Below are 23,773 nucleotides of genomic sequence, written 5' to 3'. Positions count from 1 at the left end.
TATTAAGGAACTGTCCGTAAATAAGTTGAACCATATAGCGCTCATATTTAAGTTTAGATTCGGATAATCTCATTGAACAAAGCCGCATGGGTGGGTTGTGCTACGTTGAGGACTTTGTGCTTGAAGAATAGCCAAAGACGATTTGAAGATGTGATGCGATATGTGCAAGGTATTTCAGGACAACTCCTAAGGTTAGAGTAAAATGAAAATAACAGAATTGATCGGTAATACCCCCTTGGCTGAATTGACAGGGTTTTCCCCTGTTGAAGGGGTAAAAATTTTCGGCAAACTGGAATCGTGTAACCCAGGCGGTTCAATAAAAGATCGAGTTGCCCTGTCAATGGTAGAGGCTGCTGAAAAAAGTGGCGAGCTGACCAAAGATAAAATTCTTTTGGAAGCAACCAGTGGCAATACCGGGATCGGTATGTCTATGGTCTGTGCTGCCAAGAAGTATCGTTGTCAATTGATAATGCCTGAATCGGCCTCCATTGAGCGGAGAATGATTATGCAGGCCTACGGTGCGGAAATTATACTTACGCCGGCCAAGAGGAAAACCGACGGTGCCATTGAAAAGGCGTATGCCCTGGCCAGAGAACATCCAGATATCTACTACCTGGCGGATCAGTTTAATAATCCCGCCAACTGGCAGGCGCATTACAACTCGACCGGTCCCGAAATATGGGAACAGACCAACGGACAGGTTACCGACATCATCGTTACATTGGGCACCTCCGGCACTGCAATGGGCTTGTCAAAATACTTTAGAGACCATCATCCGGAAGTCAATGTGGTTGCGGTTGAGCCCTACCTGGGACACAAGATACAAGGGCTGAAAAATATGAAGGAATCATATAAGCCCGGTATTTTTGATAAAAAATTGCCGCATGCCATCGTCAATGTGGAAGATGAAGACGCCTTTTCCACTGTGCGCCGTTTGGCTGCTGAAGAGGGGATTTTTGCAGGTATGAGCAGTGGCGCTGCAGCTTTTGCCGCCATTGAATGGGCTAAGAAAATTGGCAAGGGGTATATTGTTGTTATTTTACCCGATGGCGGAGAGCGGTATCTGAGTACGCCACTTTTTGTGCAGCAGAAAAAAACTCCTGAAAAGGCATCCCAGCTCAAGTTTTTTAATACCATGTCGCGTACAAAAGAGGTGTTTGAACCTGTTAATAAAGAGCGCGTGACCATGTATGCGTGTGGCCCCACTGCTTACGAGCAACCTAATGTTGCTCATTTGCGGCGTTTTGTGGTTTCAGACATGATGGCTCGTTATCTCAGGTACCGGGATTATACGGTGGATTCATATATGAATTTTACCGACCTGGATGATAACACCATTGCCGGTGCCGAGAAGGCAGGGATGGATTTAAAATCCTATACCTCACAATATATAGATCAGTTTCTTCAGGCTGCAGATGCCCTGGGCGTGGAAAAAGCATCCGGATATCCACTGGCATCAGACCATGTCGGCGATATGATAGAGATAGCCCATGAATTGATCCATAAAGGCTATGCCTATGAAAAGCATGGTTCTATTTATTTTGATATTTCAAAATTTAAAAATTACGGGAAATTATCCGGGGCGGATCTCACGAAAATAAAGGTCGGCACAACTGTAGATCTGGACAACTACGAAAAAGATAATCCCCGTGATTTTACTCTGTTGAAACGTTCAACCCTGGCAGAGTTGAAAAAGGGGATCTTTTTTGAGACAGACTGGGGGAATGTCCGTCCTGGATGGCATATAGAGTGCACTGCCATGTCCACTCGTTATCTGGGCGAGACCATGGATATTCACACCGCAAGTCAGGATCTTGTGTTTCCCCATCATGAAAATGAGATTGCCATTGCCGAATCACTTACCGGTAAGCCCCTGGCGAATTACTGGGTGCATTCCGGGTTGCTGCTTCGCGATGGGAAAAAAATGTCTGAAGACGCCGGTAATGTGGTCACTTTTCAAGATGTAATGGACAAAGGGTACAGTGGCAGGGAACTGCGTTTTCTCCTGTTGAGTGTGCATTACCGCAAGCCGATGCAGTTTTCATTTAAGCGTCTGGAGAGTGCCGCATCAGCCTTAAAACGAATAGATGCCTTTATTCGTAAGTTACTGTGTCTGCCGGCAGGTTTGCCACATCCCCAGGTTGCCACCTATATTACAGCACTTGAGCAACGCTTTTCAGAATCCATGGATGATGATTTGAATGTCTCTGGTGCTATCGGTGGCCTTTTTGATTTTATCAAAAAGGTAAACCCAATTCTCCATACCAGCCATATTGATAAAGAACAGAAAAACGATATTTTGGAAATTCTGCGCTCAATCAATAACGTTCTGGGGGTGCTGGAGCTTGAGCAGTGCCCGATAACTCCGGAAATTGACCGTCTCATACGGCTACGAGAACGGGCACGGCAATTAAAGGACTGGACCGCTGCCGATTCTGTACGAGAGCAACTTTTAGAGAAAGGAGTTACTGTCCAGGATAGTGCAACCGGAACGGTTTGGGAAAAAACGGATTGCGAATAGGAACACCATCTGGGCAAAGCAAACGTTGGAAAAGAGTGAGGACGTAATGGTCGTTTCTGCGTAACTGCTTAGTAGTCTTCAGATGCGTACAAACAGGCTGGATACGTACAGTAGTGCTCTATTTTCCTGCTTGATCGTGCGCAGGTGGCGCGCTGCTGGATAGTTACGTTTGTGCTTGCTTTCTTTGGGCTTCCCCTGTACATTGCTCGCGAAAATACGTGCGCCAGTAGCTCAGCTGGATAGAGCAACGGCCTTCTAATCCCGAGTGATATCAGTAGTTTAGCAGTGATGCTAAGGGGTTGGAGAGGTTGAAAAAAGACAAGTAACCATTAGGTAACTTTTTAGCGGGACAAGTAGGGAACTATAAGGTATAAAACAAAAAAAGAGTTAAATATGCGCCAATAGCTCAGCTGGATAGAGCAACGGCCTTCAATTGGAGTGCCTTGGGGGAAACCTCAAGAGTAGAACCAGCCAAATTCGGGGAAACCTTCACTGCTCAAAAGTAGAATGGCAATCCCGAGCCAAGCCCCCCAGAAATGATGGGAAGGTGTAGAGACTAGACGGTTGGCATCTAAGTTCAGCAATTCGCTGAATATGATGAAGGGATAGTCCAGACCACGAACTTGCAATCAGGCAAGGCGGGGAAATCCGAAGTGGTAAGCTAAGCCGTAGGTCCCAGGTTCGAATCCTGGTTGGCGTACCATATAAAGAAAAAAGCCACCTTCAGAAATGAGGGTGGCTTTTTTTTTCATCTTATGGAGTAGTGATCACGGATCCTAACGATTTAAAAAACAGAGAAGAGTGGGGATCGTTTCTGAAATTTGCGAATTGAAATTTGTTTGTTAGGGTTTTACCCATATGCTCATAGAATGGCATCATAGGCGCCTTAGGTTAGAGTGCTGTTACATTTTTGAGAAGTTTTTTTGGTAAGCTACACCTTCCAGTTGCTCCATTTCTGATCGATTTTAGCAAAAAGCCAGGTCTACCTTCACAGGAATAGTGTAAAGTTGCAGGTTTGCTTAAATGGTTAACATTGCCGATGTTAACCTCTGCCACTGCGGCAAGGTGTCTCCCCGCAGACTAACAGTAGGACTCTCAAGTTGTTGACATTGGAAACCTAGTGGCTCAGATATTATCCGTTAATCTCTAACGGGATCGATATTCCGATCTGGGCCGCAACGGGGGTGTAGATGTCGACCTCCTCTGATGAGGTGGTGATGGATACAATCAGAGAATAACGAGTTCTACTGTTCCACTTGCCGAGATGGGATCGCTCACGCCACCAACCAATGGTTGGTCGGATAGCTATCAAATTCGACAACGCAAGGTCAGAGGCATAGCCCTTCCAAATATCTGAATGAATTGACCCTTTATTACGGGCTTGACCAAGGGTCCAGTAATCGGCGGCAGAGTCTGTGCCTGGGTGCCCATTTTCCTCACCTGGAGCCGCTGCATTAATACGGCGTATCAATTGTTTCTTTTCTTCTCCAGGAGAATTCAATTCAAAGCGCAGCCCATGTGACGCATATCGATATCGGTCCTGCCAACCTATTTCGCCAGGACCAGGTTCTATAAAATAAGAGAGGGTAACGCGCATTTGAACCTCAGTATCATCTGGTAGACTATGGAGGACATCCTGTGGCCAAGGCAGTTCATAGAAATGCATGTCTTTGGTGCAATAACCACCATTTTCTTTTTGGTCGTAGGGCTGTATCTCTGCCTGAGATATCATGGTTAAGCTGTTGCTTGCAGAATACAGGGCCTTCTCCAAGTTTGGTACCCCATAGCCACAAATCCGGAGTAATCGTTTATAAGCGGTTTTGCTATCGTCAGAAAGAAATTGTTTTTTGATTGTATCAGGCCATTCCGCAGAATGAATTATGAGGGCGCGGATTGTCTCTGGCCAATAATCTGGATACTCAGATTGAATCTGAGCCGCAACCCAAGCCGCTTGTGCAGTGGCGGCACTGGTCATATTGAAGGGATGAAAATGGGCTTCTTGAGGGTCACGAAAAGTTGATAGTACGGAAAGATCATCGCATTCAGTGACAAAACCTGAACCATCTTTAGCGATATTTCCTCCTTCCATGACGATTTCAGGCTTAATTGGCCACTTATCATCCCAATTTGAAGATGTGGTAGAAAAGGGAGAAAGCCCACCCGCTGGGGCTATGGGATCATATCCCTGCAGTGTAGAGTCACTGATATGGTCGAGATTTGTGAAGGCCCCTACAGTTAACGCATTCCATGATTGTGCCGGGTCGTGGATAGACTCATCTATTTGAGTTTTAGGATAGTCACAGCACTCAGCTAAAGTTCTAGTTTCATTGCAGTTCCCGGTGCTAATGATAAAAAGTTGTTTTTCATCATTAGCAGTACCGGAGCATATTTGGTCAAGCTCGGCGGACCAGGAGGAAGGTCTTCCTTTATCCCTGGTGTCGTCAGCGGTTACCGCCATACAACAAATGCGCTTTCTTTCTGCTACCTGGATTATCGCCTTTGAAACCGCTTGTGAGGTGACATATCCCCATAATTCAGGATCTGTGGCACCATCAGGAGGTAATATTTTGACTGATTCGAGGCGATGTTTCAGAGGGATTGCTTCATTATGGCTTAAAATTTCTTGCAGGTTGCCAAAGGCTGATACACCTGCCATAAGAGTGCCATGTTTGTCGTGGTCATGCCACCCCCACTCCGGATCGACTGCCTGGCAGTCTTCGTCTTTGAGGCAAGGAGCCAGCAGAGGATGGCCATTGTTCACCCCCGTATCCAAAATGCAAACAGCAACCTTGGAATCTCGGTGTATTTCAAGCCGGTCAAGAATATCTTCCACCCACTCGGCTTGAACTCTGTTCTCTTGGTCTAACCAAAAAGCTGCCGTCTCTTTTGCACGACGGTATTCGGCAATATCATCCGAAAATCGTGTAATTGTTTCCAGCTCTCTTCTGTTGGCATGAACCATTTTAACGGTTCTCTCAGGAAAACGGATATTGCCTTGTTTGAAAATTATCTGGTGTTGTTCCAGTAGTGCTTCGAAGCGTTTAACCACTTCAGATCGATCTGAGCTTAACCAGACTTCGCACCACTGTGGCTCATCAGTTGGGATCAAATTTATGGAGTCCTGCCAGAAAGACTCGATTTCAAGAGCCTTGCGGATAGCTGATATACTTTCAAGTAAATCAGCGTTTTTCGGGCGGCCGGATCTGGCGTTATCCTCAGTAGCGTAACGCTCAATTTGTTTAAAAAGTAGTTCCTTCTTGGAGTTTGGTACATAAACGGTGGCATATACGACATCGGACGTTTCTTGGCTTCCCTCTGCTGAAACTCTTTCCCTGCGAACATTCAGTAGGCGGGTCCAATTTTCCTGTTTTCGGCCTCGCAGGTTTTCAAGGCTTTTAGTGACTAACTCATAGCCTTGCTCTCCCTTGAATTCGAGATAGATACCGTTGCGCTGTGAATGATAAACAATCACATCGTTTTCCGCTTCTGACCAGGCATGCTGTAATTGTTCTTTCAAAAATACACTGTGATCATAACGCGTTCTAGGAGGTCGTTGTCTGCCATTGCCTCCACCGGTTGGGGTAAAGGGTTCCTGCTCGTAATTCGTGATATTGATATGGGGGTAATGAATGGGCATCCTGATTATCCTTGGATACCTTCATGAGTCAACCGCCTCTCTTTGAGGGGCGTCAAAAGCTGGATCGCTGATATTTTTCTGCGGTCAGTAAGAATGGCGTCTTTTATGGCATCTCTGCAAGCATGATCGATTTCAGCGTGACTTAATCCATCACTTGTTTGAAGAACTTTTTTCCAGGCAAAATTTGTGGACATAAATGTTCCAAGTACATTAGCAATCAAGGATTTTCTTTCTGCCTCTTGAGGATTGTCATAGTAGAGTACATCATCAAAACGGCGAAAGAGGGCTCTGTCGAGCAATCGCGGATTATTCGTTGCGGCAATGATCAAACTGTCAGAACTGTCCTGCTCTATAAATTGTAAAAATGAATTGAGCACACGACGCATTTCGCCAACTTCGTTTTCCATTGAACGATCTCCTCCAATGGCATCAAACTCATCAAAAAGATATACTCCATGTTCTTGCTGAATCATGTCAAAAATCTGTCGAAGTTTGGCACTTGTCTCTCCCATGAACTTTGTTACAAGCCGGTCTACTTGAATAGTGTGAAGGGGAAGGTGGAGTTCTTTAGCAAGTACCATAGCACTCATGGTCTTTCCTGTTCCTGGGGGGCCAATAAGCAATATTTTCCGACGATGCTTCAGGCCATGTGTTTTTAACTTATTCTGTTGACGGTATTCATGGATTACTCGTTCTATACGTTCTTTGATATTGCGAGGGGTAACCATGGCCTCGAGTGGCACTGTCGGATTTTCCGAAAGAACTAAGCCTTGAATATTTTTAGGGAAGGGAAACAGCTTGGGGCCTTTTTTCTTCCGCTCCATATCAATTATGTCACGGATATCTTGCGCTAAGGCTTTGTGACCCTGTCTAGCTTCATGAGCTGCCACTTGAAGAGCGATGGTGTGAAAACGATCAGTATCGTCACTAAACTTAGAGCGAATCAATGATTTTATGTGTTCTGCTGTTGCCATGACTTACCTTCTACGCTTTTCAAAAATTGGCTTTATGCTGGTCATTAGAGTAATCTAATTTTATATAATATAAATCAATATATGGCCTTGTCTCAAAAAATGATGCTTCGACAAGACCATCTTGCCCAACTCCTCGCTTAGGAAAATTTGATGGAAGACCGCAGGCAACATGCATCATGTTACCTTAAAAGGAAACTCTTGATTATCTCGGCTCTGGACAGGACTCAAATACCAGGTCACAAATATCAACTGGCAACTTTAAGTCACCTATGAGACTATAGCGTTGACCGTGTTCCTGATCAGGTAATTTCGGCAGCTGAGCTTTGGGTTTAACATTGCCAACTAGAAGGTAACCAATTTGGGCACCTGCTCAAACGAAAGGTGTTTCCTGTGAAGGTTTCAGCACAGAATACGTAGAAAATCCTCCCCGACCAAAGTCAACATCTTTCCACTATATGTTGACCTATTGTCTATAGAAGATGTGACGCTCTTTAGGTGGCTTGTAGCTGTTGCAACGCCACATGTTCTCCCTTTATAAATCATCAACTGACCTGCTACGTTGTGGCGCAAGTCATTACTTGTCATACAAATTCAAGAGGTTACACGATACCTCTGTCGCCGCATTAATTCAAATATTTTTCAGAATTCCGGGAATTTGAATATACATGAATTGATAGTGGTTTCTTTTTGCAGAGCCAGGGGAGAAGGCGAGTTGCCAATATTTTGCGCTGAACGGCATAAGCCTACGCCTACTGTTGCCCCACTCGGGAAGTCGGGAAGGGGTGCTTTTCGAGCTGGAATAAGAGATAATTTCAGATTATTCTGGACGGCTCACTTAGCGTTCTGTACATGGGAGATGCCCATTGGCAGGGTTTATTTGCGGATAAATTTCAAAAGTTAAACTTTTTCCTGATTGTGTATAACAAGCCTTCAAGTACGGTCTGTACCACTAAGTGGCTTTTTTTGAGCTGTCAGCCAGATTAGGATTGTATATGATTCTCTTGCTGCAAAAAGTATTGAAAATTGGCCGGTAATCTTCTAATGACTGGCGCTCTGTGAATATAGAGATTGTCCCTGACACATCGGTGTGGCTCAGCTTTATCGGGATCCCTTTTTAATACGCCTCCCGCCTCCTTCCCATAAATTAAGCGTCACCTCATACCCACAAAAGTGATCAGTTGAAGAGGTTCCCCAATTTGCTTCTTTGGGTTTGGCGGGGTGCAGCTTCCTGCAAATAAGGGGGCATAGCAGTCGCATTTAAAAAAGAAAAGGGGGCACTGCGGTCGCATCAGGGGGGCATAGCGGTCGTAAGGCGGGGGCATTGCGGTCGCATCAGGGGGCATAGCAGTCGTAAAGAGGGGGGCATAGCGGTCGCACAAAGGGGGCATAGCGGTCGCGTTTATGAAATGAAAAATCGGCTCAATCCCTTTGCCAGCAGGAGATTGAGCCAAATGACCATCAACGCCTAATCATCTTTAATCTATATTTAATCTTTTATAGAAGCATTTTTCGTCAGTGTTGACACCAGGTGACGATGACTAACCCCTCAATTACATCGGCAACCTTTCAACTTGCCTTCAATCATCTTCCAGGCAAATAACGAGTCTGTATATTTTGCCGTCTTTCACTATTTTTCGTTTTAGACGAGGTAATTTTTTTACTCGCTTGCTCTTTTTCCCAGACTGACTCCTGGAATTTCGGACTTTTGTTAAGCGGTCTTTTTAAGAGGCCTTGGCTCATCACAGTTTCCAGCCTCCTCCAATCTTGCTATTCGTGCTTCAAATTCCTCTATTTTTTCTTTTAATTGCTCGTTTTCTGTCGTCAATTCTGAGCATTTCCTCTCAACGGTCACCTTTCCGTGCAGTGCCTCTATAAGGTCCGTCAGTAATTTCGCATTGCTGGTATCTGACCCAAGTATCTCAATGATTGCGGTGGATATATCAGAAGAATTATCTGCAAGGTGCGTTATAGCTTTTTCCTGTTGCTTATCCGGCTCGCCGCCAAGCACCGGTGACTCTTCCCCATCCATGATACGTCGTCCAAGAATAAGTATCTCCTCGTAGACCATGCCGAAGTGTGAGGCAATTTTGTTTCGTATCTGTTCCGATCCCGGCTTTTTGCCTCTGACTATCGCGCTGAGATAACCTCGGTCGATCCCCTGATTCTCTGCCAGTCGAGCCTGCGCACCACGCCCTTCCTGTTTCAACAGATGAATAAGTGCAGTGCGAAATTGATTGGAAGCTGATTGATCCATAGGTCAACAATAGACCATATGTTCAATAAATCAAATAAAAAAGACAATTATTGACGGAAAAGACAATTTTAATATTGACATATTGGTCTTCATTCGGCAGTTATGTTGTCTATGATGACAAAGAAAAGGCATACAACTCAAAAAGCTATAGCTGATCAGGTTGGAATCAGACCTGATTTTCTTAGTCATATCGTCCGGGGCAGAAAACCTTGCCCTCGTGAGCTTGCTCCAAAACTGGAGGCTGTCACCGGTATTGAGAGAACTGTTTGGATGTGGCCGGAGCCGGACGAATTAAGGCAGAAAGTCCATGATTTTATCTACTCGGAGCCAGAGTGACTGCTGCAGAGGATGAACTTAATTGAAGAAGGATCAGCCGAGAACGCCTGTCTAACGGTAATTTTATTTTTCTAACATGGGGCTTGAAGATGACAAGAGAATTGATGCACTCGAACTTTTTTCCCCTGAAGTCAGAAAGAAAATTGAAGAGGCGACCAGATACCCACCTTTGCCTGACTGGCCTGTACAGGTGCGGGGTATCCCGAATATCTGCCTGCGCTCCGCCCTGTTTGGTGTTGTCCAGAGAGGTCGTAGAAGGGCTGTCAAAGGTGAGCTGCTTGCTTCGATCAAAGGAATCAGCATTCGCTATACCGGATGGCGGCTTGATCAGGGTGATTTCGATGTCCTCCTCTATGCCCTGCATCTCGTCTCTCTTGAAAAGTCGACTAAAGACCATACACGATTCACCGGCAAAGGATTTCTCAGAGCCATTGGCCGCGCAAGTGGCAAATCAGGACGAGAATGGCTCAAAGATTCATTCAGACGTCTTACAGGATCTGCCGTGGAAATAACTTTTGAGATAAAAGATCAATTTAACGAAAGGTCCTACACCTATGCAGGATCGTTGGTGGATGAGTTTTACTACTGCTCAGACGAGGGCTGCTATCTGCTCAAGATCAACCCCAAGATGGCAAGACTCTTTGACGCAGGCTGGACACAGATGCAATGGCAGCAACGACGGCTACTGAAAACTGATCTTGCCAAATGGCTGCATGGATTCTACGCCAGCCATAGAGCCCCATATCCCATAAAGGTAAGCACCCTTAAGCTTCTCTGCGGATCCAGTTACGGCAGACTCTCTGATTTTCGCGGCAAACTCCGTCGCGCGCTCCACGAGTTAGCAAACATCAACCTGCTTGAATCATGGGAAATAGACAAAAAAGACAAAGTCCATGTAATCAAACGAACATCCAAACTTCGCTCATGATTTTAGAAAAATATGCCATTGCGATCTCGACACATGCAAACAGAACAATTTGAAATACGAGTTCAAATCTCGGCAAAATGCACTGATACCTGGTCACTCGCATCTCTATGGATCAAATCCAATCCGATGCTGATAAAGTGTATTGCCGCACAATACATCCCTTACATGGGTTGCAGTTCCCAGGACCTGGAAAGCGAAGCCCTGCTTGTTGCCTACCAGACAATCTCCAGTCTGTTTCAAAGTGAAAAAGATCTCTCCTGTATGGCCCGGTATTTCAGAGTCGTATTTCGTTCACGCTGCATTCAAATGACCATGGGAATCAAGGTCGTTGATGATTTGGACCCTGAAATAATCAATGTCCCCAATGAAGATGAAACGCTGCCTCAGGAACTGGACCAAGATGTCATTGATGCCGCTCTTGCCTCTTTGACCAACCGCCAAAGGCAGGTCGCAAAATGGATACTCAGTCAACCGTCACCTGTGAATACCGATCTGGTTGGAGAGCATTTCGGTATCTCCACAAGAGGAGTCAGGCGGCTTATCAATGATGCTGTAACCAGGATTGAAAATGGACATCGAAACGTATGCCGGACAATCCCGGCTCTCACATAAAATACTGCGCTGGATGGTAAAGAACAAAATATTAAACAACCCACTTTCAGGAACTGATCTCATGGGGTTGCAACTGATTGAAAAGATATGGGGCAGAAGGGAAATCCTGAGGGCACAGCTGTGTCAATTTTCCAAAAAAAGAAGACAGCAACTTATTGATTCAGCAGATCTGAAAACCAAGTGGGAACGCTATGCATACAGCCGCTTAAGTAACCTTGAGAAAGGGGAACGATTACCCTTGAAAAAGCTCTTTGATGAAGTGGAGATCACCTTTGGTTTCATTCTTAACCGCGCACATAAAGCACGCCTCTACCGAGTACGTCGAAGAGTCTACAACGAAAGAAATCAATTACTAAAAAGTGGCAAAGCTGAGGCCTGAGAAATTGCTAAAAACCGGCAAACAAATAAAAAGAAACGTAGTTTCTTTGATTACTAAAAATGAGAATGGGATATCTGCCATTAAATTACTTGCTGAACTGGTGGCAATTCTCTCCATCAGCCAGTCATTTCCCATCATATCTTTGGGGGCAGATCTGGAGATTCGACAAGGAACGTATCTTTACAAACTGCCATTTGCCCAGGTTGTTTCAGCTGAGACTTTTGTTATTTCCACAGCCACAAAAAAGGACTCGGTGAAGATGGTTGTTTCCCAAAAATATACTCAGCCTACTCCTACCCCTGGTGCGCTTTTTAGTAATCCAATCTCAGTCCATTTCAAAATCGACAGCGCAGAGATTGCCCCAGAAGAACAGACCCAATTGTTTTCTCAATTACAGGAGTTTGAGGTACCTCAAAATGCACCTCTAGCAGTTACTGGATTCACCTGCGCAATGGGACCAGCCGAGTTCAACGCCTGGCTATCTGAAGAACGTGCAAAAGCTGTTGCAGGATTGCTTGAAAAAGAAGGCTACACAGTTGCCAAAATCGAGGGCAAGGGGGCCACGGATCTGCTCAGTAAACACTATGCGCCTTTGAACCGTCGAGTTGAAGTTACACCATCTGAAACAAGTTCTGCCCGAACCGGGCAATCCCAATACTCTACCCAGGAGGAAACCCCATGAGCCCTACATTCTATCGGAAACAATCCCTCATCACGGTACTGGCAATTGCCTCACTTCTCTTTGCAGGTAACGCCCTGGCCATGACCACCCCGGCAACGGGTTCATTTGCCTACGATTTATACGACATCGGCGTCAACCAGATCCTGCTCGGCCCTATCGGTTTTGTCAGTGGTGTTGCTTGCATGGTTTTCGCCGCAATCATGGCGATCCGTCAAATGCTGTTACCTGCAGCAGGCGTTGTTCTCGGCGGTGCATTTCTGCTTAAGGCAGATGCCGTTGTCCAATCTGTTGGGGCCGTTATCAGTTGAGGCTAAAAAGAGAGTAAACCAGGCAACCAAGGTCCAAGATGAGCAACAATGAGCTAAACAAAAGCTTCCCCCAGTACCTGGGCAAACCCATCCAGGTGTTGTGGTTTGAACTCGACGAGCTGATCATTTTTGTTTTCACCTTGACCTTTGCCCTCATTTACGGCGGCTTCATGTGGATCATATTCATCGCCATCCAGTGGTTTTATACCCGCACTAAACGAAAACATGCCAGGGGATTTCTGAAACACATCCTCTATACGCTGGGACTTCTGGAGATGAAAAATTACCCGGAATATTTTGAAAAGGAGTTCCATGAATGAGAATCTCCGATTACCTGCAGAAATCCAGCGCCCTTTTTGACGAGAATAAACTGCTCAAGTTTTGCTTTGTCTGCCTTACCATAGCGTTTTGCTACAACTCGCTCCAGGTTCACAGGGCGGTGAACTACCAACGCACCATTCTGATCCCACCCAAATTGACCGGGCAAATCGAGTTTATCCAAGGCAAACCAAACGAGAAATATATCCGCGATATCAGCAGGACCATTGCCAACCTTGCCGCGACCTGGTCCCCGGCTACAGTGAGGGAAAACTTTGAAGAATTGCTTTACTACTTCGCCCCCGAGTCATTTCCCCAGGCTTCGGAGCGTTGGTACTCACTGGCCAGTCGGGCAGAAGAAGGATTGGTCAGCTCAACATTCTACCTTGAGAAAATCAACTTCGACAACTCGGAGATAGAGCTGTTTGGACAACTGGTGCAATACACCGGCAATACCCCGCTTGAAAACACAACCAGGATTTATCTAGTGCAGTACCGAATCGATCAGGGCAGATTTTATGTCTTATCCATCCAGGAAAAAGTCAAGAACGTTGAGGCGGATCAGGGAAAGGAAAACAAATGAAGAAGTTATGTACAGCAGTAATACTGCTCTCCCTTTGCGGTACGAATGTGCAAGCAGCGCAGTCGGTAGCTCCGGATGTTCGAACCACGGTCAAAATCTCCAACCACGATGTTAATCGGTTTGTCTGTCCAGGCACCATGCAGGACATGATCTATTCCAAAGAGAAGGATATCACCGGCCATTTCTCTAAAAGCGACGCCTTCATCAAATTCAAGATTACCAAGATCGGCTCGGATGAGAAGTATGCCACAAAGGATAATGAACTCTTCCTGGTTTGTGACGGCAATGTTTATACCATCATCACCCAGCCGACTAATATGCCGTCAACGACAGTGCATTTGATCCCGCCTGCTGGGGATTCGTTTAAACAAAATGTGGCCATGTTCAAGAATATGCCGCTTGAAAAGCAGGCTCTGCATATCATCCGGCAGGCTTACGGTGAACAATATCCCTCCAGCTACAAAATAACTGAAGCAGAACAACGGGTGATCATCAGGCCAGACCTTGAAGTACTGCTCAAGCAATATGTTGACGTAGAAGGTATAGGTCTTCGCCTGAAGCGCTATACCATTAGCTCAATGGCCACTGAAGAAATCCGTGTAAAAGAGACCGATTTTCTTCGATCAAATATAAGCCCATCCCTACTTGCAGTGGCCATTGAGGACCACACCCTTCGCCCAGGGGAATCCACCAGAGTCTTTGTGGTGGAGAAAAAGGAGGGTGGTAGATGAGCGGTTTTGACAAACTTGAACCACGACAGAAAAAGCAGATTATTTGGGCTGTTATAGGGATCATTCTCTTTGCTCTCATCATGGTTGGTTACAATCTCCGCTCCAAACGCACCCTTAACCTTGCTGGTGACCAGGGCGTTAAATCTGTAGCACTTGAACCGGACCTGATCCAAAAGACGACACTCCGGGAGACACGACGGGAACTGGAAAAACTCAGGAACGATCTTTCTGCACTCAAAAAAGAACAGGAGTTAGCTAAACGTAAAGGCAAGGAGCCTGAAAAGGTAACCATCCCAACCGCTGATGAAATCAGCCGGTCTGCAACTTCCCCATCAGCGACAGTAACTGAATGGCCGCTGCCCATCACAGAAAACGGTCAAGGCAGAAGACTTCCGACCGCTCCTCCTCCTGCACCAATTAACCCTGAACCGGTAGTTATTGGTGAAATCGCGGTGGTGTCCAACGGTCATGCAGAAGAGGTCCTGGAGGATCATAAAAAAAAAGGACGCAGCGTCTATCTACCACCTTCTTTCATGGAAGCGAGCCTTCTGACTGGTTTCGACGCTTCTACAAGTGGGACAAGCAAGAGCAGCCCTGAACCTATGTTGCTTCGAATCCAAACCCCAGCGGTTCTGCCCAATGACATCAAAGGAGATGTGGAAGGTTGCTTTGTGGTAGCTGAAGCCGTGGGCAGGCTGGATAAGGAACGTGCCGATGTTCGGCTGGTTTCTCTTTCCTGCCTCTCTAAAAACGGTCAGGCCGTAATTGACGAGCCGGTAAAAGGTTTCGTAACCGACTCAGATTCCAAGGTAGGGCTTTCTGGACGAGTCGTCTCACGTATGGGAGCGGCAACCGCCAGGGCGACAGTGGCCGGAATTTTTGGTGGAGCAGGTGACTGGCTCAAGGCGGCTTCAACCACCACCTCTACTTCAGCACTTGGTTCAACACAGACCGTGGATTCCGGCGATGTCGTCCCGTATGCCCTTGGTGGGGGGCTCTCCGAAGGAGCAGACACCCTGCGCGACTTCTACCTTGATCTGGCCCGGCAGACCACGCCGGTTATCGAGGTGGGAGCCACAAAAGAAATTACCGTGGTCATTTCAGAAGGGAAAGACCTGCAGATAAGGGAGATCGACAGTGGAACGATTTAAACAACTGATAGCCATGCTGACCTTGCTCAGTCTCTCAGCCTGTGCACCACTTGAGAAGGCCGTCAATCCATACGAGGAGGACTTCAAGTGTCGAGCCAGTGATGAAACCGGCAAGTGTATCGATACCCCCAGCGCATACAAGGAGGCTAGGTATCCGGTTATCGAAGACCCTTTGCAGTCAGAGGTGCTGACGCCTGGGGGAGATAGATCCGACCAGCGTTATCAGATGGTGGCTGGCCTATTGGATGAGCCTCAAAAACCGATCCTGCAGCCTCCAAAAATTCTCCGCGTATTGCTCCTTCCCTATGAGGGTGAGGGGGATGAACTGTTTATGACCCGATACGTGTATCTCAAAGTTGAAGAATCCGACTGGATCCTCAGCGACATCAGTGAAACTTCGGAATAATCATGCTGCTCAATTTTCTGCAAAATAGTGGCCTCGGCGGTCGTAATCACCTGAAGCAATCCGATCTTGAGAAGATGACGAGAAGGACACCGTTTTCGTCTTTTTTAAACTATGTGGCATACGACCAACGAACGGAGGTTTACCTCAACCAGGATGACAGCCTGGGAATGCTGTGGGAGTGCTATCCACTGGTTTATGCAGGTCCAAAGACCATCAATGCTTTGGAAGGGCTCTTCCGGGCAGGCATCCCAAAAGACAGCGTCATTCAGCTCACCTTCCACGCAGACTCACATATCGAACCGATCCTGGATAGATACCGCTCCAGCAGAACCAGGCCTGATGAGATAATCCAGTCCAACACAGACAAGGTGGTGGATTTCATGATGGCCGGAAAGAAAGGACTCAGGAACTGCAGTAATATCCCGGTACGCAACTTCAGGCTCTATGTGGCCGTGACGATCCCCGCAAACAGTCAGGGGATGCCAAAACCTGAGGAACTACATGATTCGTCCAAGATTGCTCCTCTCATGGAGATCAAACGCCAGATCAATGAAACCCTGAAAGCGGCTCTCCTCAGCCCATACCATATGTCCCCTGAAGAGTTACTGGAGTGGTTACGTAGACTGATCAATTCATACCCAGATGGGTACACGGAGGATAATCACGCTGTCTACAGCGACCAGGTTCCCCTGCGAAAGCAGATAATCACCGCAGATACGCCCATCCGTGAAGAAAAAGACCATATGGTCGTAGGTGATAACTACTTCTGCTGCACCACACCCAAGATAATCCCCAAACAGGTCAACTCACTACAAACCAACTCATTATTTGGCGGGATCTGGGGCGTAGTCTCCGATGCTGACCAGATCAAGACTGATTTTCTCTGTACCTTCAACATCATCTTTGAGAAGGGATTGGAGATGAAGATTCACGGCAAATGTAATCTTCTTCTTAATCAACATGCAGTGGGCTCACTCTCTCCATCACTCAGACGAAAACAGACGGAATTTTTGGAGGCAACCGATCAGCTGGAGAGCGGGGAAAAATTTATAAAAGTTATCCCCATCATCTGGGTGTGGAGCGATGACCTCGAGCAAGCCAGAGATTCCCTGACCAGGGTACGGCGATTATGGGAGAATCAAGGCTATGTAATGCAGAAGGACAACCTAATCCTGAAAATCCTGTTTCTCTCTTCTCTGCCATTCTGCATGTACACCGCAGGCAGGAACGTGGAAAACCTGGAGCGTGATTTTGTGGCACCTGTAGGCGGAATCACCTCCATTTTACCTGTTCAAGGGGATTTCTCAGGCTCCGGTGGTGATCCAAAGCTGATTTTTACCGGTCGTAAAGGTCAGCTGGTCTCCCTTGATTTCTTCGCCAGAGGAGCAGCCAATCATAACGTCCTTTGTTGCGCCACATCCGGATCTGGGAAATCCTTTTTAATCAACTACATCGCCTTTAACTACTATTCCACCAACGCCATGGTGCGAATCATTGATATCGGTGGCAGCTACCAGAAAATCGCACGAATGCTTGGAGCCCGGTACCTTGATTTCCAGGCTGATACTGATGTCTGCCTCAACCCCTTTACCTATATCCTGGAACCGGATGAAGAGCTGAAATCCGTCGCGGCTGTTTTCGCGCAGATGGCCTACTCCAACTCGGATATAGACAGATGCGATGATACCGAGATGAACCTTATTCGAAACGCGGTCAGGTGGGCCTGGCAAGTGAAGGGACAAGATGCTGATGCGGATACTGTCTACACCTTCCTGATGAAGTTTCCGGAAGTGGAAAAGGCAGACCTCGAAGAGCTGTCCGATAACAAAAAGTTGATTGAATCGGCCAGAAAACTGGCTTTCAACATCAGGGAATTCACCTCCCACGGCTTTCACGGCAAATTCTTCACCGGGCCTTCTTCCTTTGATATCCGCAGGGATGAGTTTGTCGTCCTGGAACTGGAAAATCTAAAGATTCAACCGGACCTGTACCGAGTAGTTACCCTGCTCATTATCAACGCCGTAACCCAGGATCTTTACCTCTCCGACCGCTCCCGACCCAGATTGGTGATCTTTGAGGAGGCATGGCAGTTCCTGGATAAAGCCGCCATGCTCTCTCCGGTGATTAACGAAGGGTATCGCAGAGCCAGAAAATACAACGGCAGTTTCATGGTAGTCACCCAGTCTCTGCTCGATCTGATGAATTTTGGTGAAGTCGGCAAGGTAGTTAACGGTAACTCACAGTTTAAAATCCTGCTTGAGTCAGGCGATTTTGCCCAGGCCAGAAGTATGGAGCTGATCGACTACGACGACTTCACCATGGAGCTCTTAAAATCACTCAAGTCCAATCCACCGTACTACTCAGAGATCTTCTTTGATACCCCCTTCGGCCTTGGTGTGGGCCGCCTGGTAGTCAATGACTACGCCTACTTTATCTACACGTCCAAGGCTGCCGAGATCGCCATGATAGAGCAACTAGTAGATAAAGGGCTGACCCACCATGAGGCAATTGAGCACATGGTCATGTTGAGGGAACAAGGTGAAGTGTAAATTGTTATATTTTTATATATTTATCTTTTTAGCTGCTTCTGTGGAAGCTCAAGCAATAACTGAGCTTGAGCCTGCAGGGCCAGTATACGTGATAGTGGAACCGGATATCCGAAACGAGATAAAGCAGGAGGTTGCACAGCGGTGGAAGCAGCAAAAAGATAAATATCAGGAGAAAATCCACAACTACCAGCCCAAAAAACTGCAGCGACTTCCTAGAGCTGAGAGTGATCGTAGTTTTACTGTCGATATGACCTACACCCAGGATCGTGATCTGACAGACAGGGACGGTAAGGTGCTCTATCCCAAAGGGTACAGGTTCAATCCTCTGGACTATATGAGTTTAACAATTGGCCTGGTGGTGATCGACGGGAGTGATCCAGACCAGATCAAATGGTTCAAAGAGTCCCCTTACTCTTCCAACCACAGAATAAAGGTACTCCTTTCAGGTGGCTATGCCCAATCCCTGGTCTCGGATCTAAAGCGAGCCGTTTATTATCTGGACAAGGAAGTTGCTGATCGCTTTCAGCTGGCAGCGGTCCCCTGTGTGGTGGTGCAGCGGGAGAAACATATCCAGGTGACTGAATTTGTAATCAGGGAAGAAAAGCGATGAGAGTCAGTCGATTACTTCTCACGGTTATATTACTGAGTCTGGCAAGCGATGTTTGGTCAAAAAGTGGGGATTCGTTTAACTATTTCTCGGATATCCATTCTGAAGAGATAGAGCTTACCTTTCTAGGCATCTGTATTTGCCCACGTCCGCCACCCATCTTCTACGAGGAGGGGGAAATTTGGACCTATTGGGAGCCTTTCGCAGCAGTTGATACCGTCAGTACCCCTTTTTACTCCCCATTTATGGGCTCCTCCATAGGCGGTTCCGCACTTGATGAACTTGGTGGTACAAACGGTACCCAGGACGCGGCAAGTGTTGCGAACGAGGTGACCTTTTCCCAGGCCCACATCTTTCCACTCCCCCTGATGGAGTGGATGTTGTGCAGCCGCAGTGACTACCCAGTGTGGATCTCGGAGTATGACTCCCAATGGAATAATGATGAACTCTCCATTGTAATCCATCCGGAGGCTTCTCTTTTTGCAAACAAGGCCATGCAGTTGATGTGTATGACAGACGCCGCCGCAACCAACATCGGCTATACCCTGGATTACATGCCCTGGTGCATTGGCTCCGGTGGCTCTTCCTATCCCATGACCGGCTCTATCCAGAACGACGAGATCACCCAGGCCAATAACAGCGCTGCAGCCCGTCTGATTTATAAAATGAACCGGGTATTTATGATTTGTGATCCCTATGAATCGCTCTGTGGTTGTGAGTACACACCTGTGTGGATCAAGAGCCATTACAAGACCCACGTGGTGCGCCCAGCTGATCGCTCCCCTGCCTACCACTTTGGTGCGACGTCCGAATTATATAACTCAGGTCTCAATGTACCAATGGCAGGCAGTGGTTCAAACCCAAATGACGAGTATCTCTGGACCGTTTACAGGAGGCAGCTGTGTTGTACCTGCTGCGATTAATTTTAGTGCTAACTTTACTGCCTTTTTCAGTCTCTGCTGCTGATGAGCTGGAAATTGCCGTACAACGGGCTATGGAGCAGGCGAGAAAGCACGCTGCTAGGATGGAGTTACAATTCAACAAGCACCAGGAGGCGGGATTTAAAGCCGCCAAGGAAAGTGTCAGGATATTCAATTCACCTGAGTTTCAAGAAAAAATCCGGTGTGAGGAGAAGCGACTCAAAAAGGAAGTCTTTGCAGATGACGTAGAAAGGGCAGGGGAGCAGGACGTGTCCAACCCTGGCAAACTGGCGGTAAACGAAAAGATGTATCTTTTCTTTTCCTCATCCATACCTGATGAAACGATCCACTCATACATGGCTGCAGTAGAAGAATTGGATGAACCAGGTGTGGCAATGTTGATGAAAGGTTTTGTTCCAGGTGAACGTCACCGGTACCTGATCCAGATTGCAAAGAAGGATCGGAGTTGTGTTGATCAGATGCAACGAGAAAACCCAGAGGTCTGTGAACGATTCGAGATACCGGTCAGGATTCAGCCATCCCTGTTTAACAAGTATGAGGTTACTCAGGTACCAGCCCTTGTATATGAGCGTCAAGGTGAGGTCTGGAAGATAACCGGAAATGCCAGATTTGATTATCTGCTGGAACAGATAAACCGAGAAGCAAAGAGCCCTGGTTTAGAGAGTCTGATCGCTACATTACAAAGGGGCAAGCATGAGTGATAGCAGATATACCCATCAAGACAAGAAGCTGACCCCTGGCTACATTGAGGTCATCGTTATCTGTATGATAATTGTTGCGGTAGCCTTCTGGAGTTATGACAGGTATTTCGCTCAGAAAATCAAGATTGTGGACATGAGCGGTTACTTTCGACAGCAAAAGGCGCTGATGGCTGCAGGTGAACTAACGGAGGCTGACTTTAGGACCAGCCTCAACAAGCTGGATGCCTATATCAGCCAGGACGCTGAGCTTCACAAAAATCAGGTCTACATCCTCAAGGAAGTTGTATTGAAAAATGGCGATGAACTCTCTTTCAAATAATAACCGGCCGTTTTGGCGACTCAGTAAAAAGGAGCAGCGTATTACTTTAGTCCTGTTGGCAGGCCTTCTCGCTGGCCTGATCTTGCCCCAACGGATCATAGTTGCCACCAGTGACTCACTGGACCATCGAATATTTTTTAAGGTGCCGGTGGATACCACCAGAATCAAGCATGGAGATTATTTGCTGTTTGAGCTGCAGAGGGGAGAGCATACATCCTTTATCCACAAAGGGCTCAAAGAGAACAAAATACTGATTAAAGAGGTTGGTTGCACCCCAGGAGATCTTTTAACCAGGGACGTCAATGGAGTTTTTTTCTGCGGGCAGACCAGGCTTGGAAAGGCCCTGATAGAAGACAGTAAGGGAAATATTCTTCCCGTCTTCGATTTCACCTGTCCTGTCCCCAAAGGAAGCTATTTCATGGTTGGCAGCAATCCCCGTTCCTTTGACTCACGTTACTTCGGACTCATCCATGACGACGAATTTCTCTCAAAAGCACTGCCGATTTGGTAGGTCCATTGTTCTACTGTTCGTTCTCGGATTTGTTTGTCTGCCTCCATGCGCTTTGGGGGAAGACAAACAAGAAACAAGATTTTACGAAACACAGAAGGAAGGATGGTTCTGGTACCACGATCCACTTCCGCTACAGGAAGAAGAGCCGGGACATGAAAGAAGTCAGGTACAGGAAGTCCAACAACAAGAAAACAGGTACCGAGGAACGGACCTGGGAAAGGTGAGCCTGGAAGCGTTATGGACAATGTACCCCGACGATTTTCAGGAGCTTCTTGATCACGTCCAGAACCTCGCAGTCCAGACCCCGACGGAAGAGAACACACTCCGTTATCTGATCATGCAGGACGTGGCCAGAAGAAAGGCCCTTGCTTACACCAACAGTGCCATGTATGTGACCCAGAAGTATGGAAACCTGTTTAACGTCAACCAAGTCTATCCGACGTCTAAGCCGGGAGTCACCGCCAGGGTACAGATGCAGAATCAGGAGATCGGACAAACAATCAGAAGTGCAAGAAACGACCATGCCCTGATCTATTTCACCAGCCCCACATGCGGCTTCTGTGAAAAGCAAAGCGGGATCCTTACCTATTTCGTTGAGAAATACGGCTGGACGATAAAGCCAGTGGATATAGGCCAGCAACCAGGTGTTGCTGCCAGGTTCGGTATTGAGACAACTCCAACCCTGCTGCTCATCAAAAAAGGGATGGAAGACTATATGTCGGTATCCGTTGGAGTGGTCGCGCTTACGGAACTCGAGCGCAAGCTCTACCGTGCAGTCCGCTATCTGCAGGGCGAAACAAGGGATGACAATTTCCTGATGTACGACTTTCAAAAAGGGTCGGCATTTGACGCGACCTCGATCTTAAACAACGAGAGCACACAACCATGGCAAGGAAAATAATCTCAATAGCGGCAGGCATCTTTTTTCTGTTGTGCACCTCTGCTCATGCCCAATGGGTTGATGATTGGCTGCAGCAGCGCAGTATCAGTGGCCCCAACTACTTTCACGGTCAGGAACGGGGGTTTTATCAGGCCGGGAGCTTTTCTACCCGCTGGTCAAACACCAACGACTATCCTGTTACCGTTGAATCCCCTAGGATCAAGGCCGGTTGTGGCGGGATTGATGTATTCCTTGGCGGCATGTCTTTTATGAACACCGATTACCTGGTGGACAAACTCCAGGGGATCCTCTCTGGAGCCGCAGCTGTTGCCTTTGACCTCGGCTTAAAGACCCTTTGTTCCCAATGCTCCAACACCATCAAAAACTTTGAGGCTATAGCAGACAAGCTCAACTCCATGCAGATCGAGGAGTGCGCGACCGCGCAAGGCGTGGTCGGGGTGGTGATGGATGAAAACGGTTTTCACTCCTCTGAGGTTATGCGAGAAAAACTCGGCACCGCAATCAAAGAGAATAAGCTCTCCCAGGGTATCACCGAAATGTGGGACATGGCCACCAAAGAGGATCAGGCCAATAACAACGTACCACAGGCCGCAGATGTTACCCGGATCAACAGCGGCTGTAATGCAGATATCCGTAACACTTTTTTAGCTGGCGGCTCTCTGCTTGATAACCTTGGTTCCAGCATGGGAATCCCTTCCGGCCACACCGATCTTATCCGCGGCCTGGTTGGCGATATCACTCTTCAGGGGCCGGGCAGTGCCTATAAGGTGAGCTATGAAGGTCCTTGCCCGCAGAATAATCCGGACGATATTAAGGGGATCTCCGAAGGGGGGCTCTATTCCAAAAGTTCCGGCGGTAGCTGTAGTCAGATCACTGATACCAATAGGGACCTGGTCCAGTACGTGACCGACACCCTGGACGCCATTACTACCAAGATTGAGTCCAAAGCTGCACTCAGTACCACGGAGCAGGATTTCCTGGAATCGACTCCGCTTTCTCCCCTTCCTATTCTCAAGACAGCGATTGGCAGCAATATGAAGGAATCTATGGTTACCAGCCTGGCCGATATAACCGCCAAAGCCTACAGCCTGCAGATGCTCTCCGATCTGTATATCCGTGCAGAGTCCATTGGAGTCAAAGCCAAGGAGATGCTGGAGAAAAAAGCGGGAGCTGCCAGTGGCCAACCTGCCGAGAACTGCAACCCGGCAGTGTTTGCTGGCCACATCGACACGGATCTAGGCATCATGCTGGGAAGAATAAGACAAAGACAGGAAGCATCGAGAGACGCCTATATAGCCGCAGCAGGTGAGATAACCACCATCATGGCCTATATGGAAAAGATGCAGAAGATCGAGACTCAGATGGTGAGTGAAATTACCCGCAGGTACGGCAAGGACATGGCCTCACGAATGCAGCTGTGATTA

The 23,773-nt window shown here is 47.2% G+C and carries 22 protein-coding genes; 19 read left to right on the top strand and 3 right to left on the bottom strand.

Annotation, left to right across the window (positions count from 1 at the left end):
- Positions 1 to 202 precede the first annotated feature (202 nt).
- Positions 203 to 2,521 (top strand): cysteine--tRNA ligase, encoded by a 2,319-nt coding sequence (gene cysS / locus ACHZCY_RS08310; protein WP_319548541.1) that lies wholly within the window; start codon positions 203 to 205, stop codon positions 2,519 to 2,521.
- A 1,132-nt stretch (positions 2,522 to 3,653) separates the two neighbouring features.
- Here the strand turns inward: cysS and ACHZCY_RS08305 are convergent.
- From ACHZCY_RS08305 to ACHZCY_RS08295, 3 genes are all read right to left on the bottom strand, one after another.
- Positions 3,654 to 6,158, bottom strand: coding sequence for a S8 family peptidase (locus tag ACHZCY_RS08305; protein ID WP_319548540.1), 2,505 nt, complete (start codon positions 6,156 to 6,158; stop codon positions 3,654 to 3,656).
- A gap of 5 nt (positions 6,159 to 6,163) precedes the next feature.
- Entirely contained in the window at positions 6,164 to 7,132 is a 969-nt protein-coding gene (locus ACHZCY_RS08300) for an AAA family ATPase (RefSeq protein WP_319548539.1), read from the bottom strand.
- Positions 7,133 to 8,840: 1,708 nt separating this feature from the next.
- Positions 8,841 to 9,386, bottom strand: a complete 546-nt coding sequence (locus ACHZCY_RS08295) for a hypothetical protein (protein WP_319548538.1) — start codon at positions 9,384 to 9,386, stop codon at positions 8,841 to 8,843.
- Between the two features lie 412 nt (positions 9,387 to 9,798).
- Here ACHZCY_RS08295 and trfA point away from each other — a divergent pair, with 412 nt between their 5' ends.
- From trfA to ACHZCY_RS08205, 18 genes are read left to right on the top strand one after another with little or no spacing between them, the layout of a single operon-like run.
- On the top strand, positions 9,799 to 10,650 hold the full coding sequence (gene trfA / locus ACHZCY_RS08290; protein ID WP_319548537.1) for a plasmid replication initiator TrfA: 852 nt from the start codon (positions 9,799 to 9,801) through the stop codon (positions 10,648 to 10,650).
- 33 nt (positions 10,651 to 10,683) lie between these two features.
- A complete protein-coding gene (locus ACHZCY_RS08285; RefSeq protein WP_319548536.1) occupies positions 10,684 to 11,262 on the top strand; it encodes a sigma-70 RNA polymerase sigma factor region 4 domain-containing protein in 579 nt (192 codons plus the stop codon).
- Positions 11,219 to 11,641: a hypothetical protein gene (locus tag ACHZCY_RS08280; protein WP_319548535.1), complete on the top strand. Its 423-nt coding sequence runs from the start codon at positions 11,219 to 11,221 to the stop codon at positions 11,639 to 11,641. Before ACHZCY_RS08285 ends, ACHZCY_RS08280 begins: the two co-directional genes overlap by 44 nt.
- Positions 11,642 to 11,687: 46 nt before the next feature.
- Positions 11,688 to 12,323, top strand: a complete 636-nt coding sequence (locus ACHZCY_RS08275; RefSeq protein ID WP_319548534.1) for an OmpA family protein — start codon at positions 11,688 to 11,690, stop codon at positions 12,321 to 12,323.
- The gene (locus ACHZCY_RS08270) at positions 12,320 to 12,631 is read left to right on the top strand and encodes a hypothetical protein (protein ID WP_319548533.1); all 312 of its coding nucleotides are present in this window, start codon (positions 12,320 to 12,322) and stop codon (positions 12,629 to 12,631) included. Before ACHZCY_RS08275 ends, ACHZCY_RS08270 begins: the two co-directional genes overlap by 4 nt.
- Positions 12,632 to 12,669: 38 nt before the next feature.
- A complete protein-coding gene (locus tag ACHZCY_RS08265; RefSeq protein WP_319548532.1) occupies positions 12,670 to 12,951 on the top strand; it encodes a type IV conjugative transfer system protein TraL in 282 nt (93 codons plus the stop codon).
- Positions 12,948 to 13,532 carry a TraE/TraK family type IV conjugative transfer system protein gene (locus ACHZCY_RS08260; RefSeq protein ID WP_319548531.1) on the top strand — a complete coding sequence of 195 codons (585 nt, stop codon included), beginning with the start codon at positions 12,948 to 12,950 and terminating at the stop codon, positions 13,530 to 13,532. The genes ACHZCY_RS08265 and ACHZCY_RS08260 overlap by 4 nt, the downstream gene beginning before the upstream one ends.
- A complete protein-coding gene (locus ACHZCY_RS08255; protein WP_319548530.1) occupies positions 13,529 to 14,263 on the top strand; it encodes a TraK domain-containing protein in 735 nt (244 codons plus the stop codon). Before ACHZCY_RS08260 ends, ACHZCY_RS08255 begins: the two co-directional genes overlap by 4 nt.
- Complete coding sequence (locus ACHZCY_RS08250) at positions 14,260 to 15,414, top strand: TraB/VirB10 family protein (protein ID WP_319548529.1); 1,155 nt, start codon at positions 14,260 to 14,262, stop codon at positions 15,412 to 15,414. The genes ACHZCY_RS08255 and ACHZCY_RS08250 overlap by 4 nt, the downstream gene beginning before the upstream one ends.
- Positions 15,401 to 15,820: a TraV family lipoprotein gene (locus ACHZCY_RS08245; protein ID WP_319548528.1), complete on the top strand. Its 420-nt coding sequence runs from the start codon at positions 15,401 to 15,403 to the stop codon at positions 15,818 to 15,820. The genes ACHZCY_RS08250 and ACHZCY_RS08245 overlap by 14 nt, the downstream gene beginning before the upstream one ends.
- Positions 15,821 to 15,822: 2 nt before the next feature.
- On the top strand, positions 15,823 to 18,369 hold the full coding sequence (locus tag ACHZCY_RS08240; protein WP_319548527.1) for a TraC family protein: 2,547 nt from the start codon (positions 15,823 to 15,825) through the stop codon (positions 18,367 to 18,369).
- 1 nt (position 18,370) lies between these two features.
- Positions 18,371 to 18,979, top strand: coding sequence for a hypothetical protein (locus ACHZCY_RS08235; protein ID WP_319548526.1), 609 nt, complete (start codon positions 18,371 to 18,373; stop codon positions 18,977 to 18,979).
- On the top strand, positions 18,976 to 19,899 hold the full coding sequence (locus tag ACHZCY_RS08230; protein WP_319548525.1) for a TraU family protein: 924 nt from the start codon (positions 18,976 to 18,978) through the stop codon (positions 19,897 to 19,899). Before ACHZCY_RS08235 ends, ACHZCY_RS08230 begins: the two co-directional genes overlap by 4 nt.
- Positions 19,878 to 20,618 carry a TrbC family F-type conjugative pilus assembly protein gene (locus ACHZCY_RS08225; protein ID WP_319548524.1) on the top strand — a complete coding sequence of 247 codons (741 nt, stop codon included), beginning with the start codon at positions 19,878 to 19,880 and terminating at the stop codon, positions 20,616 to 20,618. Before ACHZCY_RS08230 ends, ACHZCY_RS08225 begins: the two co-directional genes overlap by 22 nt.
- On the top strand, positions 20,611 to 20,937 hold the full coding sequence (locus ACHZCY_RS08220; protein ID WP_319548523.1) for a hypothetical protein: 327 nt from the start codon (positions 20,611 to 20,613) through the stop codon (positions 20,935 to 20,937). Before ACHZCY_RS08225 ends, ACHZCY_RS08220 begins: the two co-directional genes overlap by 8 nt.
- Positions 20,912 to 21,448 (top strand): S26 family signal peptidase, encoded by a 537-nt coding sequence (locus ACHZCY_RS08215; RefSeq protein WP_394713376.1) that lies wholly within the window; start codon positions 20,912 to 20,914, stop codon positions 21,446 to 21,448. The genes ACHZCY_RS08220 and ACHZCY_RS08215 overlap by 26 nt, the downstream gene beginning before the upstream one ends.
- The gene (locus ACHZCY_RS08210; RefSeq protein ID WP_319548521.1) at positions 21,408 to 22,349 is read left to right on the top strand and encodes a conjugal transfer protein TraF; all 942 of its coding nucleotides are present in this window, start codon (positions 21,408 to 21,410) and stop codon (positions 22,347 to 22,349) included. The genes ACHZCY_RS08215 and ACHZCY_RS08210 overlap by 41 nt, the downstream gene beginning before the upstream one ends.
- Entirely contained in the window at positions 22,334 to 23,770 is a 1,437-nt protein-coding gene (locus tag ACHZCY_RS08205) for a conjugal transfer protein TraH (RefSeq protein WP_319548520.1), read from the top strand. The genes ACHZCY_RS08210 and ACHZCY_RS08205 overlap by 16 nt, the downstream gene beginning before the upstream one ends.
- Positions 23,771 to 23,773: the final 3 nt, after the last annotated feature.

The organism is Desulfogranum marinum, from assembly GCF_963675105.2.
GTDB classification, from domain to species: domain Bacteria; phylum Desulfobacterota; class Desulfobulbia; order Desulfobulbales; family Desulfobulbaceae; genus Desulfogranum; species Desulfogranum marinum.
Note: the sequence above shows the minus strand (reverse complement) of the source record. Positions and strands in the feature narration are given on the sequence as shown.

What these genes read in the sequence shown, in the direction of transcription:
- ACHZCY_RS08210 (WP_319548521.1), top strand. Translation starts at nt 21,408, where the DNA reads ATGACGACGAATTTCTCTCAAAAGCACTGCCGATTTGGTAGGTCCATT.
- ACHZCY_RS08305 (WP_319548540.1), bottom strand. Translation starts at nt 6,158, where the DNA reads ATGCCCATTCATTACCCCCATATCAATATCACGAATTACGAGCAGGAA.
- trfA (WP_319548537.1), top strand. Translation starts at nt 9,799, where the DNA reads ATGGGGCTTGAAGATGACAAGAGAATTGATGCACTCGAACTTTTTTCC.
- ACHZCY_RS08280 (WP_319548535.1), top strand. Translation starts at nt 11,219, where the DNA reads ATGGACATCGAAACGTATGCCGGACAATCCCGGCTCTCACATAAAATA.
- ACHZCY_RS08215 (WP_394713376.1), top strand. Translation starts at nt 20,912, where the DNA reads ATGGCGATGAACTCTCTTTCAAATAATAACCGGCCGTTTTGGCGACTC.
- ACHZCY_RS08295 (WP_319548538.1), bottom strand. Translation starts at nt 9,386, where the DNA reads ATGGATCAATCAGCTTCCAATCAATTTCGCACTGCACTTATTCATCTG.
- ACHZCY_RS08300 (WP_319548539.1), bottom strand. Translation starts at nt 7,132, where the DNA reads ATGGCAACAGCAGAACACATAAAATCATTGATTCGCTCTAAGTTTAGT.
- ACHZCY_RS08255 (WP_319548530.1), top strand. Translation starts at nt 13,529, where the DNA reads ATGAAGAAGTTATGTACAGCAGTAATACTGCTCTCCCTTTGCGGTACG.
- ACHZCY_RS08265 (WP_319548532.1), top strand. Translation starts at nt 12,670, where the DNA reads ATGAGCAACAATGAGCTAAACAAAAGCTTCCCCCAGTACCTGGGCAAA.
- ACHZCY_RS08270 (WP_319548533.1), top strand. Translation starts at nt 12,320, where the DNA reads ATGAGCCCTACATTCTATCGGAAACAATCCCTCATCACGGTACTGGCA.
- cysS (WP_319548541.1), top strand. Translation starts at nt 203, where the DNA reads ATGAAAATAACAGAATTGATCGGTAATACCCCCTTGGCTGAATTGACA.
- ACHZCY_RS08205 (WP_319548520.1), top strand. Translation starts at nt 22,334, where the DNA reads ATGGCAAGGAAAATAATCTCAATAGCGGCAGGCATCTTTTTTCTGTTG.
- ACHZCY_RS08230 (WP_319548525.1), top strand. Translation starts at nt 18,976, where the DNA reads ATGAGAGTCAGTCGATTACTTCTCACGGTTATATTACTGAGTCTGGCA.
- ACHZCY_RS08285 (WP_319548536.1), top strand. Translation starts at nt 10,684, where the DNA reads ATGCAAACAGAACAATTTGAAATACGAGTTCAAATCTCGGCAAAATGC.
- ACHZCY_RS08250 (WP_319548529.1), top strand. Translation starts at nt 14,260, where the DNA reads ATGAGCGGTTTTGACAAACTTGAACCACGACAGAAAAAGCAGATTATT.
- ACHZCY_RS08240 (WP_319548527.1), top strand. Translation starts at nt 15,823, where the DNA reads ATGCTGCTCAATTTTCTGCAAAATAGTGGCCTCGGCGGTCGTAATCAC.
- ACHZCY_RS08260 (WP_319548531.1), top strand. Translation starts at nt 12,948, where the DNA reads ATGAGAATCTCCGATTACCTGCAGAAATCCAGCGCCCTTTTTGACGAG.
- ACHZCY_RS08220 (WP_319548523.1), top strand. Translation starts at nt 20,611, where the DNA reads ATGAGTGATAGCAGATATACCCATCAAGACAAGAAGCTGACCCCTGGC.